17 protein-coding genes and 1 tRNA gene are annotated in these 17,492 nt (G+C 63.4%); 9 read left to right on the forward strand and 9 right to left on the reverse strand.

Annotated elements, in window-relative coordinates; all coding sequences use genetic code 11:
• Positions 1–12: 12 nt before the first annotated feature.
• From msrA to U3648_RS06790, 7 genes are all read right to left on the reverse strand, one after another.
• Positions 13–522, reverse strand: coding sequence for a peptide-methionine (S)-S-oxide reductase MsrA (gene msrA, locus U3648_RS06760; protein ID WP_420858478.1), 510 nt, complete (start codon positions 520–522; stop codon positions 13–15).
• A 3-nt stretch (positions 523–525) separates the two neighbouring features.
• Positions 526–972 carry a peptide-methionine (R)-S-oxide reductase MsrB gene (gene msrB, locus U3648_RS06765; protein WP_420858479.1) on the reverse strand — a complete coding sequence of 149 codons (447 nt, stop codon included), beginning with the start codon at positions 970–972 and terminating at the stop codon, positions 526–528.
• Positions 973–1,101: 129 nt separating this feature from the next.
• Positions 1,102–1,178: transfer RNA gene (locus tag U3648_RS06770), tRNA-Arg, on the reverse strand.
• Positions 1,179–1,221: 43 nt separating this feature from the next.
• On the reverse strand, positions 1,222–1,533 hold the full coding sequence (locus tag U3648_RS06775) for an ETC complex I subunit (RefSeq protein WP_420858480.1): 312 nt from the start codon (positions 1,531–1,533) through the stop codon (positions 1,222–1,224).
• 99 nt (positions 1,534–1,632) lie between these two features.
• A complete protein-coding gene (locus U3648_RS06780; protein WP_420858481.1) occupies positions 1,633–2,130 on the reverse strand; it encodes a hypothetical protein in 498 nt (165 codons plus the stop codon).
• Positions 2,131–2,396: 266 nt separating this feature from the next.
• Complete coding sequence (locus U3648_RS06785; protein WP_420858482.1) at positions 2,397–3,131, reverse strand: hypothetical protein; 735 nt, start codon at positions 3,129–3,131, stop codon at positions 2,397–2,399.
• A gap of 518 nt (positions 3,132–3,649) precedes the next feature.
• Entirely contained in the window at positions 3,650–3,976 is a 327-nt protein-coding gene (locus U3648_RS06790) for a hypothetical protein (protein ID WP_420858483.1), read from the reverse strand.
• 285 nt (positions 3,977–4,261) lie between these two features.
• On the opposite strand from U3648_RS06790, the gene nadA reads away from it, so the two are divergent.
• The 4 genes from nadA to U3648_RS06810 all read left to right on the forward strand — a co-directional run bounded on the left by nadA (position 4,262) and on the right by U3648_RS06810 (position 8,411).
• A complete protein-coding gene (nadA, locus tag U3648_RS06795) occupies positions 4,262–5,302 on the forward strand; it encodes a quinolinate synthase NadA (protein ID WP_420858485.1) in 1,041 nt (346 codons plus the stop codon).
• A gap of 10 nt (positions 5,303–5,312) precedes the next feature.
• Positions 5,313–6,866 carry an L-aspartate oxidase gene (locus U3648_RS06800; protein WP_420858486.1) on the forward strand — a complete coding sequence of 518 codons (1,554 nt, stop codon included), beginning with the start codon at positions 5,313–5,315 and terminating at the stop codon, positions 6,864–6,866.
• The gene (nadC, locus tag U3648_RS06805; RefSeq protein ID WP_420858487.1) at positions 6,866–7,714 is read left to right on the forward strand and encodes a carboxylating nicotinate-nucleotide diphosphorylase; all 849 of its coding nucleotides are present in this window, start codon (positions 6,866–6,868) and stop codon (positions 7,712–7,714) included. The genes U3648_RS06800 and nadC overlap by 1 nt, the downstream gene beginning before the upstream one ends.
• A 73-nt stretch (positions 7,715–7,787) precedes the next feature.
• Positions 7,788–8,411, forward strand: coding sequence for a hypothetical protein (locus U3648_RS06810; RefSeq protein ID WP_420858488.1), 624 nt, complete (start codon positions 7,788–7,790; stop codon positions 8,409–8,411).
• Here U3648_RS06810 and U3648_RS06815 read toward each other — a convergent pair.
• Both U3648_RS06815 and U3648_RS06820 read right to left on the reverse strand, forming a co-directional pair.
• Positions 8,408–9,115 carry a histidine utilization transcriptional repressor HutC gene (locus U3648_RS06815; protein WP_420858489.1) on the reverse strand — a complete coding sequence of 236 codons (708 nt, stop codon included), beginning with the start codon at positions 9,113–9,115 and terminating at the stop codon, positions 8,408–8,410. The two genes, U3648_RS06810 and U3648_RS06815, sit on opposite strands and share 4 nt — an antisense overlap.
• Entirely contained in the window at positions 9,112–10,476 is a 1,365-nt protein-coding gene (locus U3648_RS06820; protein ID WP_420858490.1) for a formimidoylglutamate deiminase, read from the reverse strand. Before U3648_RS06820 ends, U3648_RS06815 begins: the two co-directional genes overlap by 4 nt.
• Before the next feature lie 76 nt (positions 10,477–10,552).
• Between U3648_RS06820 and hutI the strand changes: the two genes are divergently transcribed.
• The 5 genes from hutI to ffh all read left to right on the forward strand — a co-directional run bounded on the left by hutI (position 10,553) and on the right by ffh (position 17,492).
• The gene (gene hutI / locus U3648_RS06825) at positions 10,553–11,746 is read left to right on the forward strand and encodes an imidazolonepropionase (RefSeq protein ID WP_420858532.1); all 1,194 of its coding nucleotides are present in this window, start codon (positions 10,553–10,555) and stop codon (positions 11,744–11,746) included.
• Positions 11,743–13,266 (forward strand): histidine ammonia-lyase, encoded by a 1,524-nt coding sequence (gene hutH, locus U3648_RS06830; RefSeq protein WP_420858491.1) that lies wholly within the window; start codon positions 11,743–11,745, stop codon positions 13,264–13,266. The genes hutI and hutH overlap by 4 nt, the downstream gene beginning before the upstream one ends.
• Positions 13,263–14,057, forward strand: coding sequence for an N-formylglutamate deformylase (gene hutG, locus U3648_RS06835; protein ID WP_420858492.1), 795 nt, complete (start codon positions 13,263–13,265; stop codon positions 14,055–14,057). Before hutH ends, hutG begins: the two co-directional genes overlap by 4 nt.
• Before the next feature lie 4 nt (positions 14,058–14,061).
• Positions 14,062–15,741 carry a urocanate hydratase gene (gene hutU, locus U3648_RS06840; RefSeq protein WP_420858493.1) on the forward strand — a complete coding sequence of 560 codons (1,680 nt, stop codon included), beginning with the start codon at positions 14,062–14,064 and terminating at the stop codon, positions 15,739–15,741.
• A 233-nt stretch (positions 15,742–15,974) separates the two neighbouring features.
• Positions 15,975–17,492, forward strand: coding sequence for a signal recognition particle protein (ffh, locus tag U3648_RS06845; protein WP_420858495.1), 1,518 nt, complete (start codon positions 15,975–15,977; stop codon positions 17,490–17,492).

Genomic DNA, 17,492 nt, shown 5'->3' on the forward strand with positions numbered 1-17,492 from the left:
GGTCATCGCCGCCTATTCCGCCGCGTCGCGTTTCGGCAGAACCCACCCCGCGCGGGGGAAGTGGCAGGTATATCCGCCCGGATGCCGGATCAGGTAATCCTGATGCTCCGGCTCGGCCTCCCAGAAATCGCCGACGGGCTCTACCTCTGTCACCACCTTGCCGGGCCAGAGACCGGAGGCGTCCACATCGGCGATGGTGTCCAGCGCGACGGCCTTTTGCGTCTCGTCCACAAAGTAGATGGCAGAGCGGTAGGACATGCCAAGGTCGTTGCCCTGACGGTTGCGGGTCGTCGGGTCGTGAATCTGGAAGAAATACTCCAGAATCTGCCGATAGCCGGTCTGGTCGGGGTCGAAGATAATCTCGATCCCCTCGGCATGGGTGCCGTGGTTGCGATAAGTCGCATTCGGGACATCCCCGCCGGTATAGCCAACGCGGGTGCGCAACACCCCTGGCTGCCGCCGGATCAGATCCTGCATCCCCCAGAAACAGCCGCCCGCAAGAACCGCGCGTTCTTCTGCCATGATCTAGCCCTCCACCTGGTCAAGATAGTCGCCATAGCCCTCGGCCTCCATCTCCTCTTTCGGGATGAAGCGCAGAGAGGCGGAATTGATGCAATAACGCAGCCCGCCCATGTCGGACGGCCCGTCGGGAAAGACATGGCCAAGGTGGCTGTCGCCGTGTTTCGAGCGGACCTCGACCCGGACCATCCCGTGCGAGGTATCGCGAAGCTCTACGATATTGTCCTCGACAACAGGCTTGGCAAAGGCCGGCCAGCCGCAGCCGGAGTTGTATTTCATCGACGAGGCGAACAGCGGCTCGCCGGACACGATATCGACGTAAAGACCGGGTTCGAAATGGTGGTCGTATTCGCCGGTGAACGGGCGTTCAGTGCCGTTTTCCTGGGTGACGCGATACTGTTCCGGCGTCAGGCGGGCGACGGCATCGTCGGTCTTGGCAAATCGGCTGGTCAAGGACACCTCCTCTTGGGCTTTGTGACAGGACCCAGATGTGGGGGCGGTCTTGGCCAATGTCCACAAATGTTTCAACAGGCAGCAGCCCGGTCACATCCGGGTGATCCAAGCCCCTTCGCGCAAGAGAAATGGCGATCCCTCGAGGACTCGAACCCCGAACCTGCTGATTAGAAGTCAGCTGCTCTATCCAGTTGAGCTAAGGGACCGCTGGCCCCGTCTTAGCGGCGGGGTGCGCGGGCTGGCAAGCGTCTAGTGGGTCCAGGCGCCGCGCCGGCCGGTGGCGAAGTTTTCGCCGTAGCCCATGGCGCGCAGGTTGGGCTTGCGGGTCTTGGGTTCGGTCACGACCGCGTCGATCCCGTTTTCGGCGGCGTAGTCGACGGCGGCCTCTTTCGTTTCGAAATAGAGCCGGACCTGTGCCTGCGTATCGGTCGAAGAGGTCCAGCCCATCAGCGGATCGACCTCGCGGGCAGAGGCGGGGGCGAACTCCAACACCCAGCGCTTCGTCTTGGCGGTGCCGGACGACATGGCGGTCTTGGCGGGGCGGTAGATTCGTGCGCGCATCGGCCTCTCCTTCACTTTGGCCCCTTATCCACAAAGGCGGGGCCGCATGCAAGAGAGAGGGCGCATCCACCTTAGGGCATAGCGGCAGCCACCCGCCGCTCAGGACTTGCGCAAAGGCAAACCATCCCACCCATCGATCAAGAATGAGCGTTGCAGATCAAAGGTCCTGCGCAGCCAATCCCTGTCAAGCCGCCCATTCCTGAGCTTCAGGGAAGCAACATAAACAATTTGGTATAGATCGAATTTCAGATCAGATGGCCCGTTTATGACCATCGCGCCGAAATCCACGTCATTCCTTGGGGCCCGGATGTTCTGTTCCCAGACGATCAACGGCGAAGAACTAACCAAGCATTCGCCCATGTAAATCCCGATGTCGAAAAGTATCGAGAGATCTGTCGGGGACTCCGATCCCTTGGGGACCGATTTCAAGACGTCGCTGCCCCATTCGCTGAGCCGATCAAGGCTGGAGAGCGAGAAATCCGTGGGCCAGTCACCAAAGCCCCGAGATAATCTGACCAAAGACCGCAGCTGATTTAGCCTTGGTGGGATGCTGACCTCGAACCAAAACCGATAGGCTTCAAGCTCCTTCTTCGACATTTCGCACAAAGGCTTCGAGATTGGGGGCTCGGCAAGTCTATACTCCATCGTGGGTCAACCCTCTCTGCAAACACCGCGCCAAGTCCGCGGTCCAAGGAGTTGCTAGACAAGTCCAGAAAGCGAAGACACACGATCTATCGGAATCCACACAGGCCCTGTTACCACCAAGAGAAATACCCTTGCATGATGTCAACAACTGTGTGCTCCAAAATTCGCGCTTAGGCGGACCTCCGGATGGTTCACCCCGGTGCCGAAGCGGGAGGAATCTAGCAATCTTCTCCACCCACAAGGCAAAGACGCCCCTCGACCTCGTTCGCGAACGCGGTTGAGAAGGCGAGTTTCTTTCTGATGTTTTCTATTTCGTTACCGTCAAAGCGAATTATGTTCGCCAAACCGGAGAACATAGATAGCGGAAATCGGAAAGGCGACCCGGTCCTCTCCCTAAAGGTGTCGTCCCAGACAATGTTTCGACACTGCGCGTCAATCGTCAAAATAATCTCGTAGTCAAAATCCATGGGCATAGGTCGCCGCAAGATTAGTTCTCTTTCGGATGCGGAAACTTTTCTATCCAAGAAGACAAACTGATCTCCAGAATTTTCCGAAAACCAAGAAATTATGCCTGGCACTGACTTCTCTTGAGTCGAAATCCTTGGAGAGGTATGAGACGTGAGGTCAATAGGTTTCCCCGATCGAACTAATGCGCCAAACACTGCATCGCTGAACCGCCAATAAATGTCCGTCTTTGCAGGGTCGACAGGCAGCAGGAAAGATTCAAATCTGCGAACTTGCCTTGCTGCCTCCAGGACATCAACAAATGGAAACTCGTTTGCATCAACAAGCTGGAGGTCCCTAGCTATACTTTCTTCAAGAGTGGAATATTCAAGAGAATCGAATTGACCGTCACGATTTTCGATCAAGTCGTAGATCGGCGCCATTAGCTGAATTGCGTCGACGAGCGTGTTCGACCACCCCCTTCGATTGTATCTTTCCATCTCAGACATTGTCATGTTGTCATTACCTTACTGCTGCGAGAGTCTGGTGCAGAACAAAAAGTTTCTGAAGCAAAGCATGATGCCACGTCTCATGACGTGTTCATGGAGAGGCGCATTGGCGTGGCCGGAAAGTGGCACGACATCCTATCGGCCTGGCCGCCGTCTGAGCAACGAGACAGCGACCGCGGCGACGCAGATTACAATAAAGGTCGCCAACCTTATGGCATCTTCAATGAGCACAAGCCCCGCTTCGCCTGACTGGGACGACGGGTCTCCTGACCAAGAAGAATAGTCCAAAACGAATGTTGGAGCGGGCAGGCTCAGGCCACCGGGTAAGACGCTGTACATGGAATACTTTATCCAAATAGTCGAGATGACGAGCCAAAGGATGAGCCACCCCAAGCCCACCATTAATGTACCTAGAAATCTTGAGGTGTTCATTGGCGCATTTCCTTCCTTGCATCCCATGCAGGCCTTGGGGAGGTCGGGCTGAAGTATGGGTCCGGGTGGCTCAAAGCAACAATGCCCTACCGCTTAAGCTTCTCGGCAACAAAGAACGCGGCGACCATCGCCGAATATCCAACCAAATTGGTCCGAGCTAGGAAGGTGAAAATATTCCAGAATGTTGGTTCTTGCATAGCAATCCCAATTTCCCATCCTTGGATATGCGCGAGAATAGCGCTTGTCATTGCGGCCACAAATTGAATGGCCAAGACCAAGAGCAATCCATGAACAAAGCGGACCATGCCCGCAGCCCAAGCACTTGCGACAAAAATCATGGAAAATGTCGAGAGATAGCTGATGACCGTCAACACAAGGGGGGCGCCCTGAACTGCCGTTTCTGCACCTGACATCTTCTCACCCGCCTCCCTTCGCAACCCTAGGTAGCTGTCACCGCAAGAGGCCGTTCTTACGACGCGCCGTCAAGTCCGTCTTGCTCGCCACAGGCCGTTGACGTCCCGCCCTGACACCCCTTGAAAGTTTCCGATCCTCGCCTTTGGGGGCGTCTTTTGGCCAATTTTCCCCCTGAAACCGCGCCGCGCCGTCCCCATCTGTCCTTGGGGCGCTTGCAAATCCGCGTCCCGGCGGCCTAAACCCCCGCAACCCGTTTCGGCGGCCCAGACAGGAGGAGCCAGCCCATGCTTGATCTCGCCCCTATCCGGCAGGAACTTCAGGCCCATTACGACCTTGCCCCGAACCCCGACCTCGCCGCGTCGATGTCCGAGCGCTACGCCCGGATGGACCGGGTCGTGACCCCTGCGGACTGGGCCATTCACGCCCCCTATGTCGCGGCCATCGACAGGCTGAAGGCCGAGCGCAACGCGGTCATCCTTGCCCATAACTACATGACCCCGGATATCTACCACGGGATCGCGGACGTGGTGGGCGACAGCCTGCAACTGGCGGTCGAGGCGACGAAGGTGCAGGCCGATGTGATCGTCCAGTGCGGCGTGCATTTCATGGCCGAGACCTCGAAGATCCTGAACCCGTCGAAAACGGTGCTGATCCCGGATATGGAGGCGGGCTGTTCGCTGGCCGAAAGCATCACCGCTGAGGGGATCGCCCAGATGCGGGCGAAATACCCCGGCGCGCCTGTTGTGTCCTATGTGAACACCACGGCCGAGGTGAAGGCGGCGTCGGACATCTGCTGCACCTCGTCGAACGCGGCCCAGATCGTCGCGGCGATGGAGGGCGACACGGTCATCATGACCCCGGACAAATACCTTGCCCAGAACGTCGCCCGGCAGGTTCCGCAAAAGCGGATCGTCTGGTGGGACGGGTCCTGCATCGTACATGAACAATACACGGCCCAGGACCTGCGCGAGTTCCGCGAGTGGAACCCCGGCACCCGCATCATCGCCCACCCCGAATGCCCGCCTGACGTGGTGGACGAGGCGGATTTCTCGGGCTCGACCAAGGGCATCATCGACTATGTCACCGCCGAGAAGCCGGAAAAGGCGATGCTGGTGACCGAATGTTCGATGGCGTCGAATATCGCCGACGCCCTGCCCGAGGTGGAATTCGTCGGCCCCTGCAACATGTGCCCCTACATGAAGAAGATCACGCTGGAAAAGGTGCTGTGGACGCTGCACACGATGACCGCCGAGGTCGTGGTCGACCCAGAGATCGCCGCGAAGGCCCGCGTTGCCGTTCAGCGCATGATCGACCTGTCGGCATAGGATCGGGCCGGTGATCGAAACGACGCGCGTTGTCATTGTCGGGGCGGGGCTTGGCGCGCTTTACGCAGCGCTGGAGCTGGCCCCGCGCCCGGTGCTGATGATCTCGCCCGAGCGGTTGGGCGAAGGCGCGTCGTCGGCCTGGGCGCAGGGGGGCGTGGCCGCCGCGATGGCCCAGACCGACAGCCCCGAGGCCCATGCGGAAGATACCGTCGCGGCGGGCGCGGGCACCGTTGACCCGCGCGTTGCCCGGATGGTCACCGCCCATGCCCGCGACCACATCCTTGACCTGACCGACCTTGGCACCCCGTTCGACCGGGATGGCGCGGGCGGCTATGTCATGAGCCGCGAGGCGGCCCATTCCGCCGCCCGCGTTGTCCGGGTGAAGGGCGATCAGGCCGGCAGGCAGATCATGGAAACCCTGATCGAACAGGTCCGCGCGACCCCGTCGGTGCAGGTGATCGAAGCGGCGTTGGCGCTTGGTCTGGAAACTGCGGGCGCGCGGGTGACAGGCGTTTGGGTGGAACGGGCCGACGCGCCGTCTGCCCCGGTGCTGATCCGCTGCCCGGCTGTCCTTCTGGCGGGGGGCGGGTCCGGCGGGCTTTATGCCCATACGACCAACCCGCCGCGCATTCGCGGGCAGGTCATCGGCTTTGCGGCCCGCGCTGGCGCGCTGATCGCAGATCCGGAGTTCGTGCAGTTCCACCCCACCGCCTTTGACATCGGTGAAGACCCCGCGCCGCTGGCGACAGAGGCGCTGCGCGGCGATGGCGCGGTGCTGATCAATGCCGATGGCGAGCGGTTCATGCTGGATGTCCACCCGGATGCGGAACTGGCCCCGCGTGACATCGTTGCCCGCGCGATCTTTGCCCAGACGCAGGCGGGCAAGCGCCCGATGCTCGACACCCGTGCCGCCTTGGGGGCCGAGGTTCTGACCCGCTTTCCGTCGGTTGCGGAAACCTGTGCCCGCGCCGGGATCGACCCGGTGGAAGACCCGATCCCGGTCGCCGTTGCCGCGCATTACCACATGGGCGGGGTCGATACGGACCTGAACGGGCGGTCTTCGCTGGACGGGCTTTGGGTCTGTGGCGAGGCATCGTCCACCGGGCTGCACGGGGCGAACCGGCTGGCCTCGAACGGGCTGCTGGAGGCGCTGGTCTATGCCCGCGCCGCCGCCGCGGATCTGGCCGAAACGGTTGCCGAGGGTGACGCCGCGCCGGTTCTCATCGACTGGCCCGATGGGGGCGATCCGATAGATCCCGCCGCCGTGGCGGAATTGCGCCAGACCATGACCGACCATGTCGGCGTGCGTCGGACTGCCGAGGGACTGCGGACCGCGTTGCGCACCATTGCCCGGCTGGAAAAGGATAACCCCGCCGAGGGGTTCCACAACATGACCGCCACCGCGACCCTAATTGCCGCGGCCGCACTGATGCGCGAGGAAAGCCGCGGCGGCCATTTCCGCGACGATTTCCCGACCCCCGATCCGGCGCAGGCCAGCCGTACCCGGATCACCCTGACCGATGCGCTGGCGCTGCGTGCCGCCGTTGTGAAAGAGGCCAAGTGATGTCCCATGCCCCCCTGCCCGACCTGATCCTTGAACCGCTCGTCCGGGCGGCCCTGATGGAAGACCTTGGCACCTATGGCGATGTGACCACGCGGGCGGTGATCCCGGCGGGGACCACATATCAGGCGCGGCTGAATGCCCGTCAGGCCGGGGTTGTGTCGGGGATGCAGATCGCGCGGATCGCCTTTCATCTGGTTGATGCGGGGTTGAAGGTGAACACCCTCAAGACGGACGGGGATGCCGTTGCCCCGGGCGACACGCTGATGACGATTGAAGGGGCCGCCGCGTCAATCCTTTCGGGCGAGCGTGTCGCCCTGAACTTTGCCGGGCGGCTGTCTGGGATCGCCACGCTGACCGCTTCTTTTGTTGCCGAGACGAAAGGCACCGCCACCCGCGTTACCTGCACCCGCAAGACCACGCCGGGCCTGCGGATCGTTGAAAAACAGGCCGTGGTGCACGGCGGCGGGTTCAATCACCGCTATTCCCTGTCCGATGCGATCCTGATCAAGGACAACCATATTGCCGCCGCCGGTGGCGTCCGCGCCGTGCTGGAGGCCGCGAAGGCAAGCGCCAGCCACATGATGAAGGTCGAGATCGAGGTCGACCGGCTGGACCAGTTGGAAGAGGTGCTGGCGGTGGGCGGGGCAGATGTTGTCCTTCTCGACAATATGGACACGGACACCCTGCGGCAGGCCGTCGCCCTGTGCCGGGGCCGGATCGTGACAGAGGCCTCGGGCAACATGACCCTGCCGCGCATTGCCGAAGTTGCGGCAACCGGGGTCGACTATATCTCTTCCGGGGCGCTGACCCATTCGGCGCAGACCCTGGACCTTGGCCTTGATTTCTGACCGGCGGTTTCGCCGCATTGTTGGGGGCCGGACAAGGCGCTAGGACTGCGTCTGACCCAAGTGGAGTGTGACGATGGCCAAACCGAGCAAACAGAAATCAAACGGGCGGACGATGGCCGTGATCGCGGTTTTGGCCGCAGTTGTCGCCGCCGCCGGGGCTGGCTGGGCGTTTCTGGGCCATGACAGCTTTGCCCGGATGGTGATGGACCACGACCGGCTGCATGCCGAACATATGGCCAGCGGCATGGGCCATGATGACGCCGTGATGCCCGGCCTGCGCGGTCGCGATGCGACGCCAGAGGAAAGCACCGAACTTGCGGTCATGTTCCAGAATTTCGACACGATCACCCGCGAGGTCGAAAACCTGCCTGACGGCATCCGCACCGTCACCCGGTCCAGCGACCCGGAGGTGATGGACGTGCTGGTCAGCCATGTGGTCGGCATGATCGCCCGCGTCGAAGACGGGCGCGACCCCGGGATCATCATTCAAAGCCCGACGCTGGATATCTTCTTTGACCGCCCCGACGCGATCGAAACCACCATCGAAGTCACAGAGGAAGGGATCGTCGTGATCCAGACCTCGACCGATGCACAGGTGGTCGCGGCCCTTCACACCCACGCGGCGGAGGTCAGCGCAATGGCCGACCGGGGAATGGACGCCGTGCACGACATGATGGCAGCGCGGGCCGGGAACTAGACCTCTACCGTCGACGACAACCGGTAGCCGGGCGCATGCACCAGCCGCACATCTGTCACCGGGACTTCGCCGTTCCAGGTTGTGCGGTGGATTTCCAGAACGGCGGCGCCCGGCGCGACTCCCAGAACTCTTGCCTGTTCCGGCGTGGCATTGGTGGCCGCGATGGACAGTTCGCTGCGGGTCACCGGGATGTTCTCCAATAGCCATTCATTAGCGCTTTGCCCCGTGAAATCCGCCGTTTCGGCGTGTGGCGCGGCGGCAAGGTTGATCCAACGGTCTTCGAGAACATAGGGCACGCGATTGGCCAGATGGACGGCCACAAGGTGCAACTGCGGCCCGTCGCCCGTCAGCCCCATGGCAAGCCCGACACCCACCGGGGCCGGGCCGGATTCCCGTCCGATCAGCCGGTAGTCGTATGTTTCGCCGCGCCCCTCGATATCCTTGCGGATCACCGGGATATCCAGAACCGCGCGCCGGTTCGGGTGCAGCGCAACACGGGTGCCGGACCGGCGTTTGCGTTCCAGTATCCCCGCCTCGGCCAGATCGCGCAGCGCCCGGTTCACGGTGGCACGGGCACAGCCGAATTCCTCGGCCAGGTCCGCCTCGTTCGGGATCGGCTCGCCGGGTTTCCAATGCCGCGTGCGGATGCGGCGCTGCACCTCGGCCCGGACGGCCTGCCAGGTATTCGTGTCCAGCGCAGTCATAAGTTGTTGCGCAGCCCCGCGATGGCCTGTCGGTAGCTCGCGGTGATCCGGTCGCGGTGCACATGACGCCCGCCCGACACCATGTGCCGCCCGGCGGTCCAGACATCGGTGATCAGCCGGTCATCGCGGGCGAAGATGAAGGTATCCAGTATCTTGTCCTCGGTCAGGCCGGTCATGTCCGGGTCGGTCAGGTCAAGCGCCACGATATCTGCCCATTGCCCGACATCCAAGGGTCCGGTTTCGCGCCCTGCCGACATGGCCCCACCTGTTGCAGCCGCGTCCAACAGCCGCCGCCCGGTGGATCGGCCGGGCGTCGCCAACGCGGCACGAGAATGGTCCCGCAGCCGCTGCGAATGATCCAGCTGCCGCAGTTCTTCGGATAGGGAGATGCGGATATTGCTGTCGGACCCGATGGCCAGCGCCCCGCCGTGCCGCAGCCAGTTGACCCCGTCGAAGATCCCGTCGCCAAGGCTGGCTTCGGTGATCGGGCAAAGGACGGCCTGCGCCCCGGACCGTGCCAGTCCTTTGGTTTCATGGGGCAGCATTTGGGTGCAATGAACGAAGTTCCACCGCCCGTCCGGCCTCAGATTGTCCAGAACCCATTCGACCGGCCGCGCGCCAAGTGCCGCCGCGACCTCCTCCACCTCGGCCAGTTGTTCGGCAAGATGCATGTGCAGGGGGCCATCCGGTGCGAGCGACACAGAGGCTGTCATCCCCTCGGGCGACACGGCTCGCAGCGAATGCGGCGCAGCCCCGGTGGTCCAGTCCGCTGGCCCCTGCCGCATTGCCGTTGTGGCCCCATCGAACAGTTGGGCGAACCTGTCGGGGTCGTTGCCGAACCGGCGCTGCCCCCCTTCCAGTTCCCGCCGGTCACACCCCCCATATTGGTAGAGCACCGGCAAGAGCGTCAGCCCAATTCCGGTCTCCAACCCCGCCGCGACGATCCGTTCAGACAGTTCCGACAGGTTGGCATAGGGGGTGCCGCCGGGGCCGTGGTGCAGGTAGTGGAATTCCACATTGGTAGCATAGCCCGCTTCCAGCATCTCCATCTGGGTGTAGGCGGCGATGGCCTGCACCTGATCCGGGTCCAGATGATCAAGAAACCGATACATCAGCTTGCGCCATGTCCAGAAGCTGTCTTGCGGGTTCGGGCCGCGCCCTTCGCTTAGCCCCGCCATGGCCCGTTGGAACGCATGGGAATGGGCGTTCACCGGCGCGGCGATCAGGCAGCCATAGCCGCCAGAGGTCGGGGTCGTGTCCGCCGCGATTTCGGCGATCCGCCCATCATCCCCGATGGTGATGGCGCAATTCTTGCGCCAGCCCGCCGCCGTCAGCACCTGTTCCGCCCAAATCCGCTGCATCCCGATTTCTCCGGTTGACTCCCATTATGTGCATACATAATAAATTTATGAACACATCATTACAAGCTGAATGACCATGCTGCTGACCAATATGACTGTCGTGACGATGCAGGGGGTGGGCTATGGCCTGATCCCCGATGCCGCGATCGCGATTAAGGCCGGGCGGATCGTCTGGGTGGGTCCGGTGGCCGACTTGCCCGCAGATCTGGCTAGCCAGCCGCGCCAGGATCTTGGCGGGCGGCTCGTGACACCCGGGTTGATCGACTGTCACACCCATCTGGTCTTTGGCGGCAACCGTGCCCGCGAATTTGAAATGCGGCTTGAAGGGGCAAGCTACGAAAATATCGCGCGGGCCGGGGGCGGAATCCTGTCCACCGTCAAGGCAACCCGAAAGGCAACCGTCGACGCGTTGGTTGCCGCCGCCCTGCCCCGGCTGGACGCGCTGATTGCCGAAGGTGTTTGCACGGTCGAGATCAAGTCCGGCTATGGGCTGACGGTTACTTCAGAACTGAACATGCTTCGTGCGGCCCGGCGATTGGGCGAATTGCGCCGGGTCCGTGTCAGGACCAGCTATCTTGCCGCCCATGCCGTCCCGCCGGAATACAGCGGACGCGCGGATGCCTATATCGACGAGGTCTGCATCCCCGGACTACGTGCCGCCCATGCTGAAGGGCTGGTCGATGCGGTCGACGGGTTTTGCGAAGGGATCGCGTTTTCCCCGGACCAGATCGCCCGCCTGTTCGATGTGGCGGCCGCGCTTGGCCTGCCGGTGAAGCTGCACGCAGAACAGCTGTCCCGCCTCGGCGGCACGGCACTGGCGGCGCGCTACAGCGCGCTGTCAGCGGATCATGTGGAATACACGACCGAGGACGACGCCAAGGCGCTCGCCGCCGCTGGCACGGTGGCGACCCTGCTGCCCGGCGCATTCTACACCCTGCGCGAAACACAGATACCACCGGTCGATGCATTTCGCCGTCACGGCGTTCCCATGGCGCTGGCGACAGATGCCAACCCGGGATCTTCGCCACTGTTTTCGCCGCTTCTGGCAATGAACATGGGCTGCACCCTGTTCCGGCTAACCCCGGCAGAGGCCCTGGCCGGGACGACCCGGACCGCGGCCTGTGCGCTGGGGCTGGACGATGCGGGCCAGATCGCGCCGGGGATGCGCGCCGACCTTGCGGTCTGGTCGGTCGAAACGCCCGCCGAACTTGCCTACCCCATCGGTTTCAATCCGCTCTATCAGCGGTGGTTCAATGGAGAGCCTGAATGATCCTTACCCCCGGTCACGCGACGCTTGCGCAACTGGAAACGATCTGGCGCGATGGGGTCCCGGCCCGTCTTGACCCGTCGGCCATGCCCGCGATCGAGGCGTCGCACGCCATTGTCGCCGCCGCCGCGCAGGGGCAAGCGGCCGTCTATGGCGTCAACACCGGCTTTGGCAAACTCGCCTCGGTCAAGATCGCGCCGAAGGACACCGCGACCCTGCAACGCAACCTGATCCTGAGCCATTCCTGCGGCGTGGGCGAACCGCTGGACGTGGCGTCCACCCGGTTGATGATGGCGCTGAAACTGCTGTCACTGGGGCGCGGGGCATCGGGCGTGGCCCCGGCCACCGTGACCCTGATCGAAGCGATGCTGACCAAAGGCGTGACCCCGGTGATCCCCTCGCAGGGGTCTGTCGGGGCGTCGGGCGATCTGGCCCCGCTGGCCCATATGGCCGCCGTGATGATCGGCGCGGGTGAGGCGGAATTCGACGGCGCCCGTCTGCCGGGGGCAGAGGCCTTGGCCCGCGCCGGCCTGTTGCCGGTCACGCTCGGCCCGAAGGAAGGGCTGGCGCTGATCAACGGCACCCAGTTTTCCACCGCCTGCGCGCTGGTCGCGCTGTTTCAGGCCTGCGACAACCTGCGGGCCGCCGTGGTCATTTCCGCCCTGTCGACCGATGCGATCATGGGGTCGACCGCCCCCCTTAATCCGGCGATCCACACGCTTCGCGGCCAGCCCGGCCAGATCGACGTGGCCCATGCAATGCGAATGCTTCTGGACGGGTCCGAAATCCGCGAAAGCCACCGCGAGGGCGACACCCGCGTGCAGGACCCCTATTGCATCCGGTGTCAGCCGCAGGTGACCGGCGCGGCGCTGGATCTTCTGCGGTTCGCCGCCCGCACGCTCGAGATCGAGGCGAACGCGGTAACCGACAACCCACTGGTGCTGGCCGATACCGGAGAGATCGTTTCGGGCGGCAATTTCCATGCCGAGCCCGTGGCCTTTGCCGCCGATCAAATCGCGCTGGCCCTGTCCGAGGTGGGCGCGATTGCCCAGCGCCGCGTGGCCCTGATGGTCGACCCGACGCTGAGTTTCGACCTGCCCCCCTTTCTGACCCCCGAGCCGGGGCTGAATTCCGGCCTGATGATCGCCGAGGTGACATCCGCCGCGCTGATGAGCGAGAACAAGCACCTTGCGAACCCCTGTTCGACCGACAGCACGCCGACATCGGCCAATCAGGAGGACCATGTCAGCATGGCCGCCCACGGTGCCCGCCGTCTGGCCCGTATGAACGCCAACCTGTCCCGCATTCTGGCGGTCGAGGCGATGTGCGCCGCCCAAGGGGTAGAGTTTCGCGCGCCGCTGCTGACCAGCCCCGCGTTGCAGGCCGTGCTGGCGCGGCTGCGCCAGGATGTGCCGACCCTTGGGCAGGACCGCTACCTTGCCCCCGACATCGAAACGGCGGCTGGGCTGGTCATCAACCGCGCCCTGATCGCCGGGATCGACCTGCCGGGGCTCTGCGAATGAGGCCTGTCACGGTCGCACAGGGCGATGCCCCCATCGTTCTTGGGATGCCCCATGTGGGCACGTGGCTGCCCGAAGACATTCGGGCCGATCTGAACGATCGCGGGCGCACCCTTTCCGATACGGATTGGCACATCGACCAGCTTTATGACGGGTTATTGCCCGGTGCGACGGTCGTGCGGGCGAATTTTCACCGCTACGTCGTCGATGCCAACCGCGACCCTAACGGACAGAGTCTGTATCCCGGTCAGAACACCACCGGGCTGGTGCCATTGACCGATTTCGACGGCGCTCCAATCTGGTCCCGGCCCCCGGATGCGGGCCAGATTGCGGCACGGCGGGACAGGTTTCACGCCCCCTATCACGCGGCGCTGGCGGCGGAACTTCACCGGGTCCGGGCACGGCACGGCATCGCGATCCTGTACGATTGCCATTCGATCCGGTCGCATATCCCCCATCTGTTCGATGGCACCCTGCCCGATTTCAACATCGGCACGAATGGAACCACCACCTGCGCCCCCGAGTTCGAAGTTGCCACCGCCCGGATTTGCGCCGGGGCCCCGGGCTATTCCACTGTCGTGAATGGTCGATTCAAGGGCGGCTGGACGACCCGCCACTATGGCCGCCCCGAAACTGGCATCCACGCGATCCAGATGGAGCTGGCCCAGTCCACCCACCTTGCGGACGAAACCGCCGGTTGGGCCTATGACCCGGACAAGGCCGCAGGGCTGCGCCCGTATCTTCAACACATCCTCGAAACCCTGGCCGAATTGGCCCAGACCCTGAAAGGCTGATCCAATGACCGATCCCCGCCACAACCTGCGCGATATCTTCCCGCCCACCGGGCCGAACATCACCGCAAAAAGCTGGATGACCGAGGCCCCGATGCGGATGCTGATGAACAACCTGCATCCCGACGTGGCCGAAAACCCGCACGAGTTGGTCGTCTATGGCGGGATCGGCCGCGCTGCCCGAACCTGGGAAGATTTCGACAAGATCGTCGAGGTTCTGAAGCGGCTGGAGGCGGACCAGACGCTTCTGGTCCAGTCCGGCAAACCCGTCGGCGTGTTCCAGACTCATGAAAATGCACCGCGCGTGCTGATCGCCAATTCAAACCTTGTTCCCCATTGGGCAACCTGGGACCACTTCAACGAATTGGACCGCAAGGGTCTGATGATGTACGGCCAGATGACCGCCGGGTCATGGATCTACATCGGCACGCAGGGGATCGTCCAAGGCACCTATGAAACCTTTGCCGAGGCCGGGCGCCAGCACTATGGCGGCGACCTGCGCGGGCGCTGGGTTCTGACCGCGGGACTGGGCGGCATGGGCGGGGCGCAGCCGCTGGCCGCGGTGTTCGCCGGGGCCTCTTGTCTGGCGATCGAATGCGACGAGACCCGGATCGATTTCCGGCTGCGCACCCGCTACCTTGATGAGAAGGCGACCACCCTGGACGAGGCGCTGGAGATGATCGACCGCTGGACCAAGGCGGGCGAGGCGAAGTCGGTCGGTCTTTTGGGCAACGCGGCGGAGATCGTGCCGGAAATCCATGCCCGGATGAAGGCGGGCGGGATGCGCCCCGATATCGTCACCGACCAGACCAGCGCACATGACCCGGTGAACGGCTACCTTCCCAAGGGCTGGACCATGGGCGACTGGAAGGCCAAGCGCGAAACCGACCCTAAGGCGGTCGCGGCAGCGGCGCGGGCCAGCATGCGCGACCACGTCGAAGCCATGGTCGCCTTTCACAACGACGGCGTGCCCACCGTCGATTATGGCAACAACATCCGGCAGGTCGCGTTGGAGGAAGGGCTGGAGGACGCCTTTGCCTTCCCCGGTTTTGTCCCCGCCTATATCCGGCCGCTGTTCTGCCGGGGCATTGGGCCGTTCCGCTGGTGCGCCTTGTCGGGCGACCCCGAAGACATCGCCAAGACCGACGCAAAAATGAAGGAACTGTTCCCCGACAACTCACACCTGCACCAGTGGCTTGATATGGCGGCAGAGCGGATCGCGTTTCAGGGGCTTCCGGCGCGGATCTGCTGGATCGGGCTGGGCGATAGGCACAAGGCGGGGCTGGCGTTCAACGAAATGGTGCGCAACGGCGACCTGAAGGCCCCCGTGGTGATCGGCCGCGACCATCTGGACAGCGGGTCGGTGGCCAGTCCCAACCGCGAGACAGAGGCGATGATGGACGGGTCCGATGCGGTGTCGGACTGGCCGCTTCTGAACGCACTTCTGAATACCGCATCCGGCGCGACATGGGTCAGCCTGCATCACGGCGGCGGGGTCGGCATGGGGTTTTCCCAGCACTCGGGGATGGTGATCTGCTGCGATGGCAGCGAAGAGGCCGACAAACGTCTGGCCCGCGTGTTGTGGAACGACCCGGCCACTGGCGTGATGCGCCATGCGGACGCGGGGTATGACATTGCACGCGACTGCGCGGTGGACCACGGGCTGGACCTGCCCGCGATCCTTTAGGGACACGGGCCTGCGCCCGCCCCACGGCCGGCACGGGAACTCGGTCTTGCTTGACTCCCCGTCCCCGCGCGCGTAGAGACCGCCCAACATCCGGAAAGCCTGTCTTTCCGGTCCTCGTGCATTTTGCGGGGATCGCCGTCCACCAGCGCGTTGCGCCCGTGGGCGCCGTTGTGATTTGAGCGTTCGACCCTATCTGGATCGGACAGGTGGTAACGGGTCTCAGGAGGGCCGAAATGTTTGAAAATCTGTCAGAGCGCCTGTCAGGCGTCTTCGACCGGCTCACCAAACAGGGCGCGCTGTCCGAGGAGGACGTGAAGACCGCCCTGCGCGAGGTTCGCGTTGCCTTGCTCGAGGCTGACGTTTCCCTGCCCGTCGCCCGCGATTTCGTGAAGGCGGTTCAGGCCAAGGCAACCGGTCAGGCCGTCACCAAATCCGTGACCCCCGGCCAACAGGTCGTGAAGATCGTCCATGACGAACTTCAGAACGTCCTGACTGGCGAAGGGGATCCGGGCCAGCTCAAGATCGACAACCCGCCCGCGCCGATCCTGATGGTCGGCCTGCAAGGCTCGGGGAAAACCACCACGACCGCGAAACTTGCCAAACGGCTGAAGGAACGCGAAGGCAAGCGGGTTCTCATGGCCTCGCTTGACGTGAACCGCCCGGCGGCGATGGAACAGCTGCAAATCCTTGGCGCCCAGATCGGGGTGGATACCCTGCCGATCGTCAAGGGCGAAAACCCGGTGGCGATTGCCAAGCGGGCCAAGACCCAAGCCAGCCTTGGCGGCTATGACGTCTATATGCTGGACACCGCGGGCCGGTTGCACATCGACGCGGAACTGATCCAGCAGGCCGCCGATGTGCGCGATGTGGTCAACCCGCGCGAAACCCTGCTGGTGGTTGACGGGCTGACCGGTCAGGACGCGGTGAACGTCGCCCAGGAATTCGACGACAAGATCGGCGTGTCGGGCGTTGTCCTGACCCGGATGGATGGCGACGGGCGCGGCGGTGCGGCCCTGTCGATGCGCGCGGTCACCGGCAAGCCGATCCGCTTTGTCGGCCTTGGCGAAAAGATGGACGCGCTGGAAACCTTCGAGCCGTCCCGCATCGCCGGTCGCATCCTTGGCATGGGCGATATCGTCGCCCTTGTCGAAAAGGCCCAGCAGACGCTGGAGGCCGAACAGGCTGAACGCATGATGAAACGGTTCCAAAAGGGCCGGTTCAACATGAACGACCTGAAGATGCAGCTGGAACAGATGATCAAGATGGGCGGCATGGAAGGCCTGATGGGCATGATGCCAGGCATGGGCAAGATGGCCAAGCAGATGGAGCAGGCCGGCTTTGACGACAGCATCCTGCGCCGCCAGATCGCCCTGATCAATTCCATGACCAAGATCGAACGGGCCAACCCCGATCTGCTTCAGGCCAGCCGCAAGAAGCGGATCGCCAAGGGCGCGGGCCTTGAGGTGTCCGAGTTGAACAAGCTTCTGAAACAGCATCGGCAGATGGCCGACATGATGAAGAAGATGGGCAAGATGGGCAAAGGCGGCATGCTGAAACAAGCCATGAAAGGCATGTTTGGCAAGGGCGGGATGCCCGGTGGCCTGCCGGGTGGAATGCCCGACATGAACGACCCCAAGGCGATGGAAGAGGCCGCGAAGGCGTTGCAGGGCAAGATGCCCGGCGGGCTGCCCGGCCTTGGCGGCGGCGGTGGCCTGCCCCCCGGCCTGAGCGGATTTGGCAAGAAGAAGTAA

Source organism: Marivivens marinus, assembly GCF_035969385.1.
Classification (GTDB): domain Bacteria; phylum Pseudomonadota; class Alphaproteobacteria; order Rhodobacterales; family Rhodobacteraceae; genus SELP01.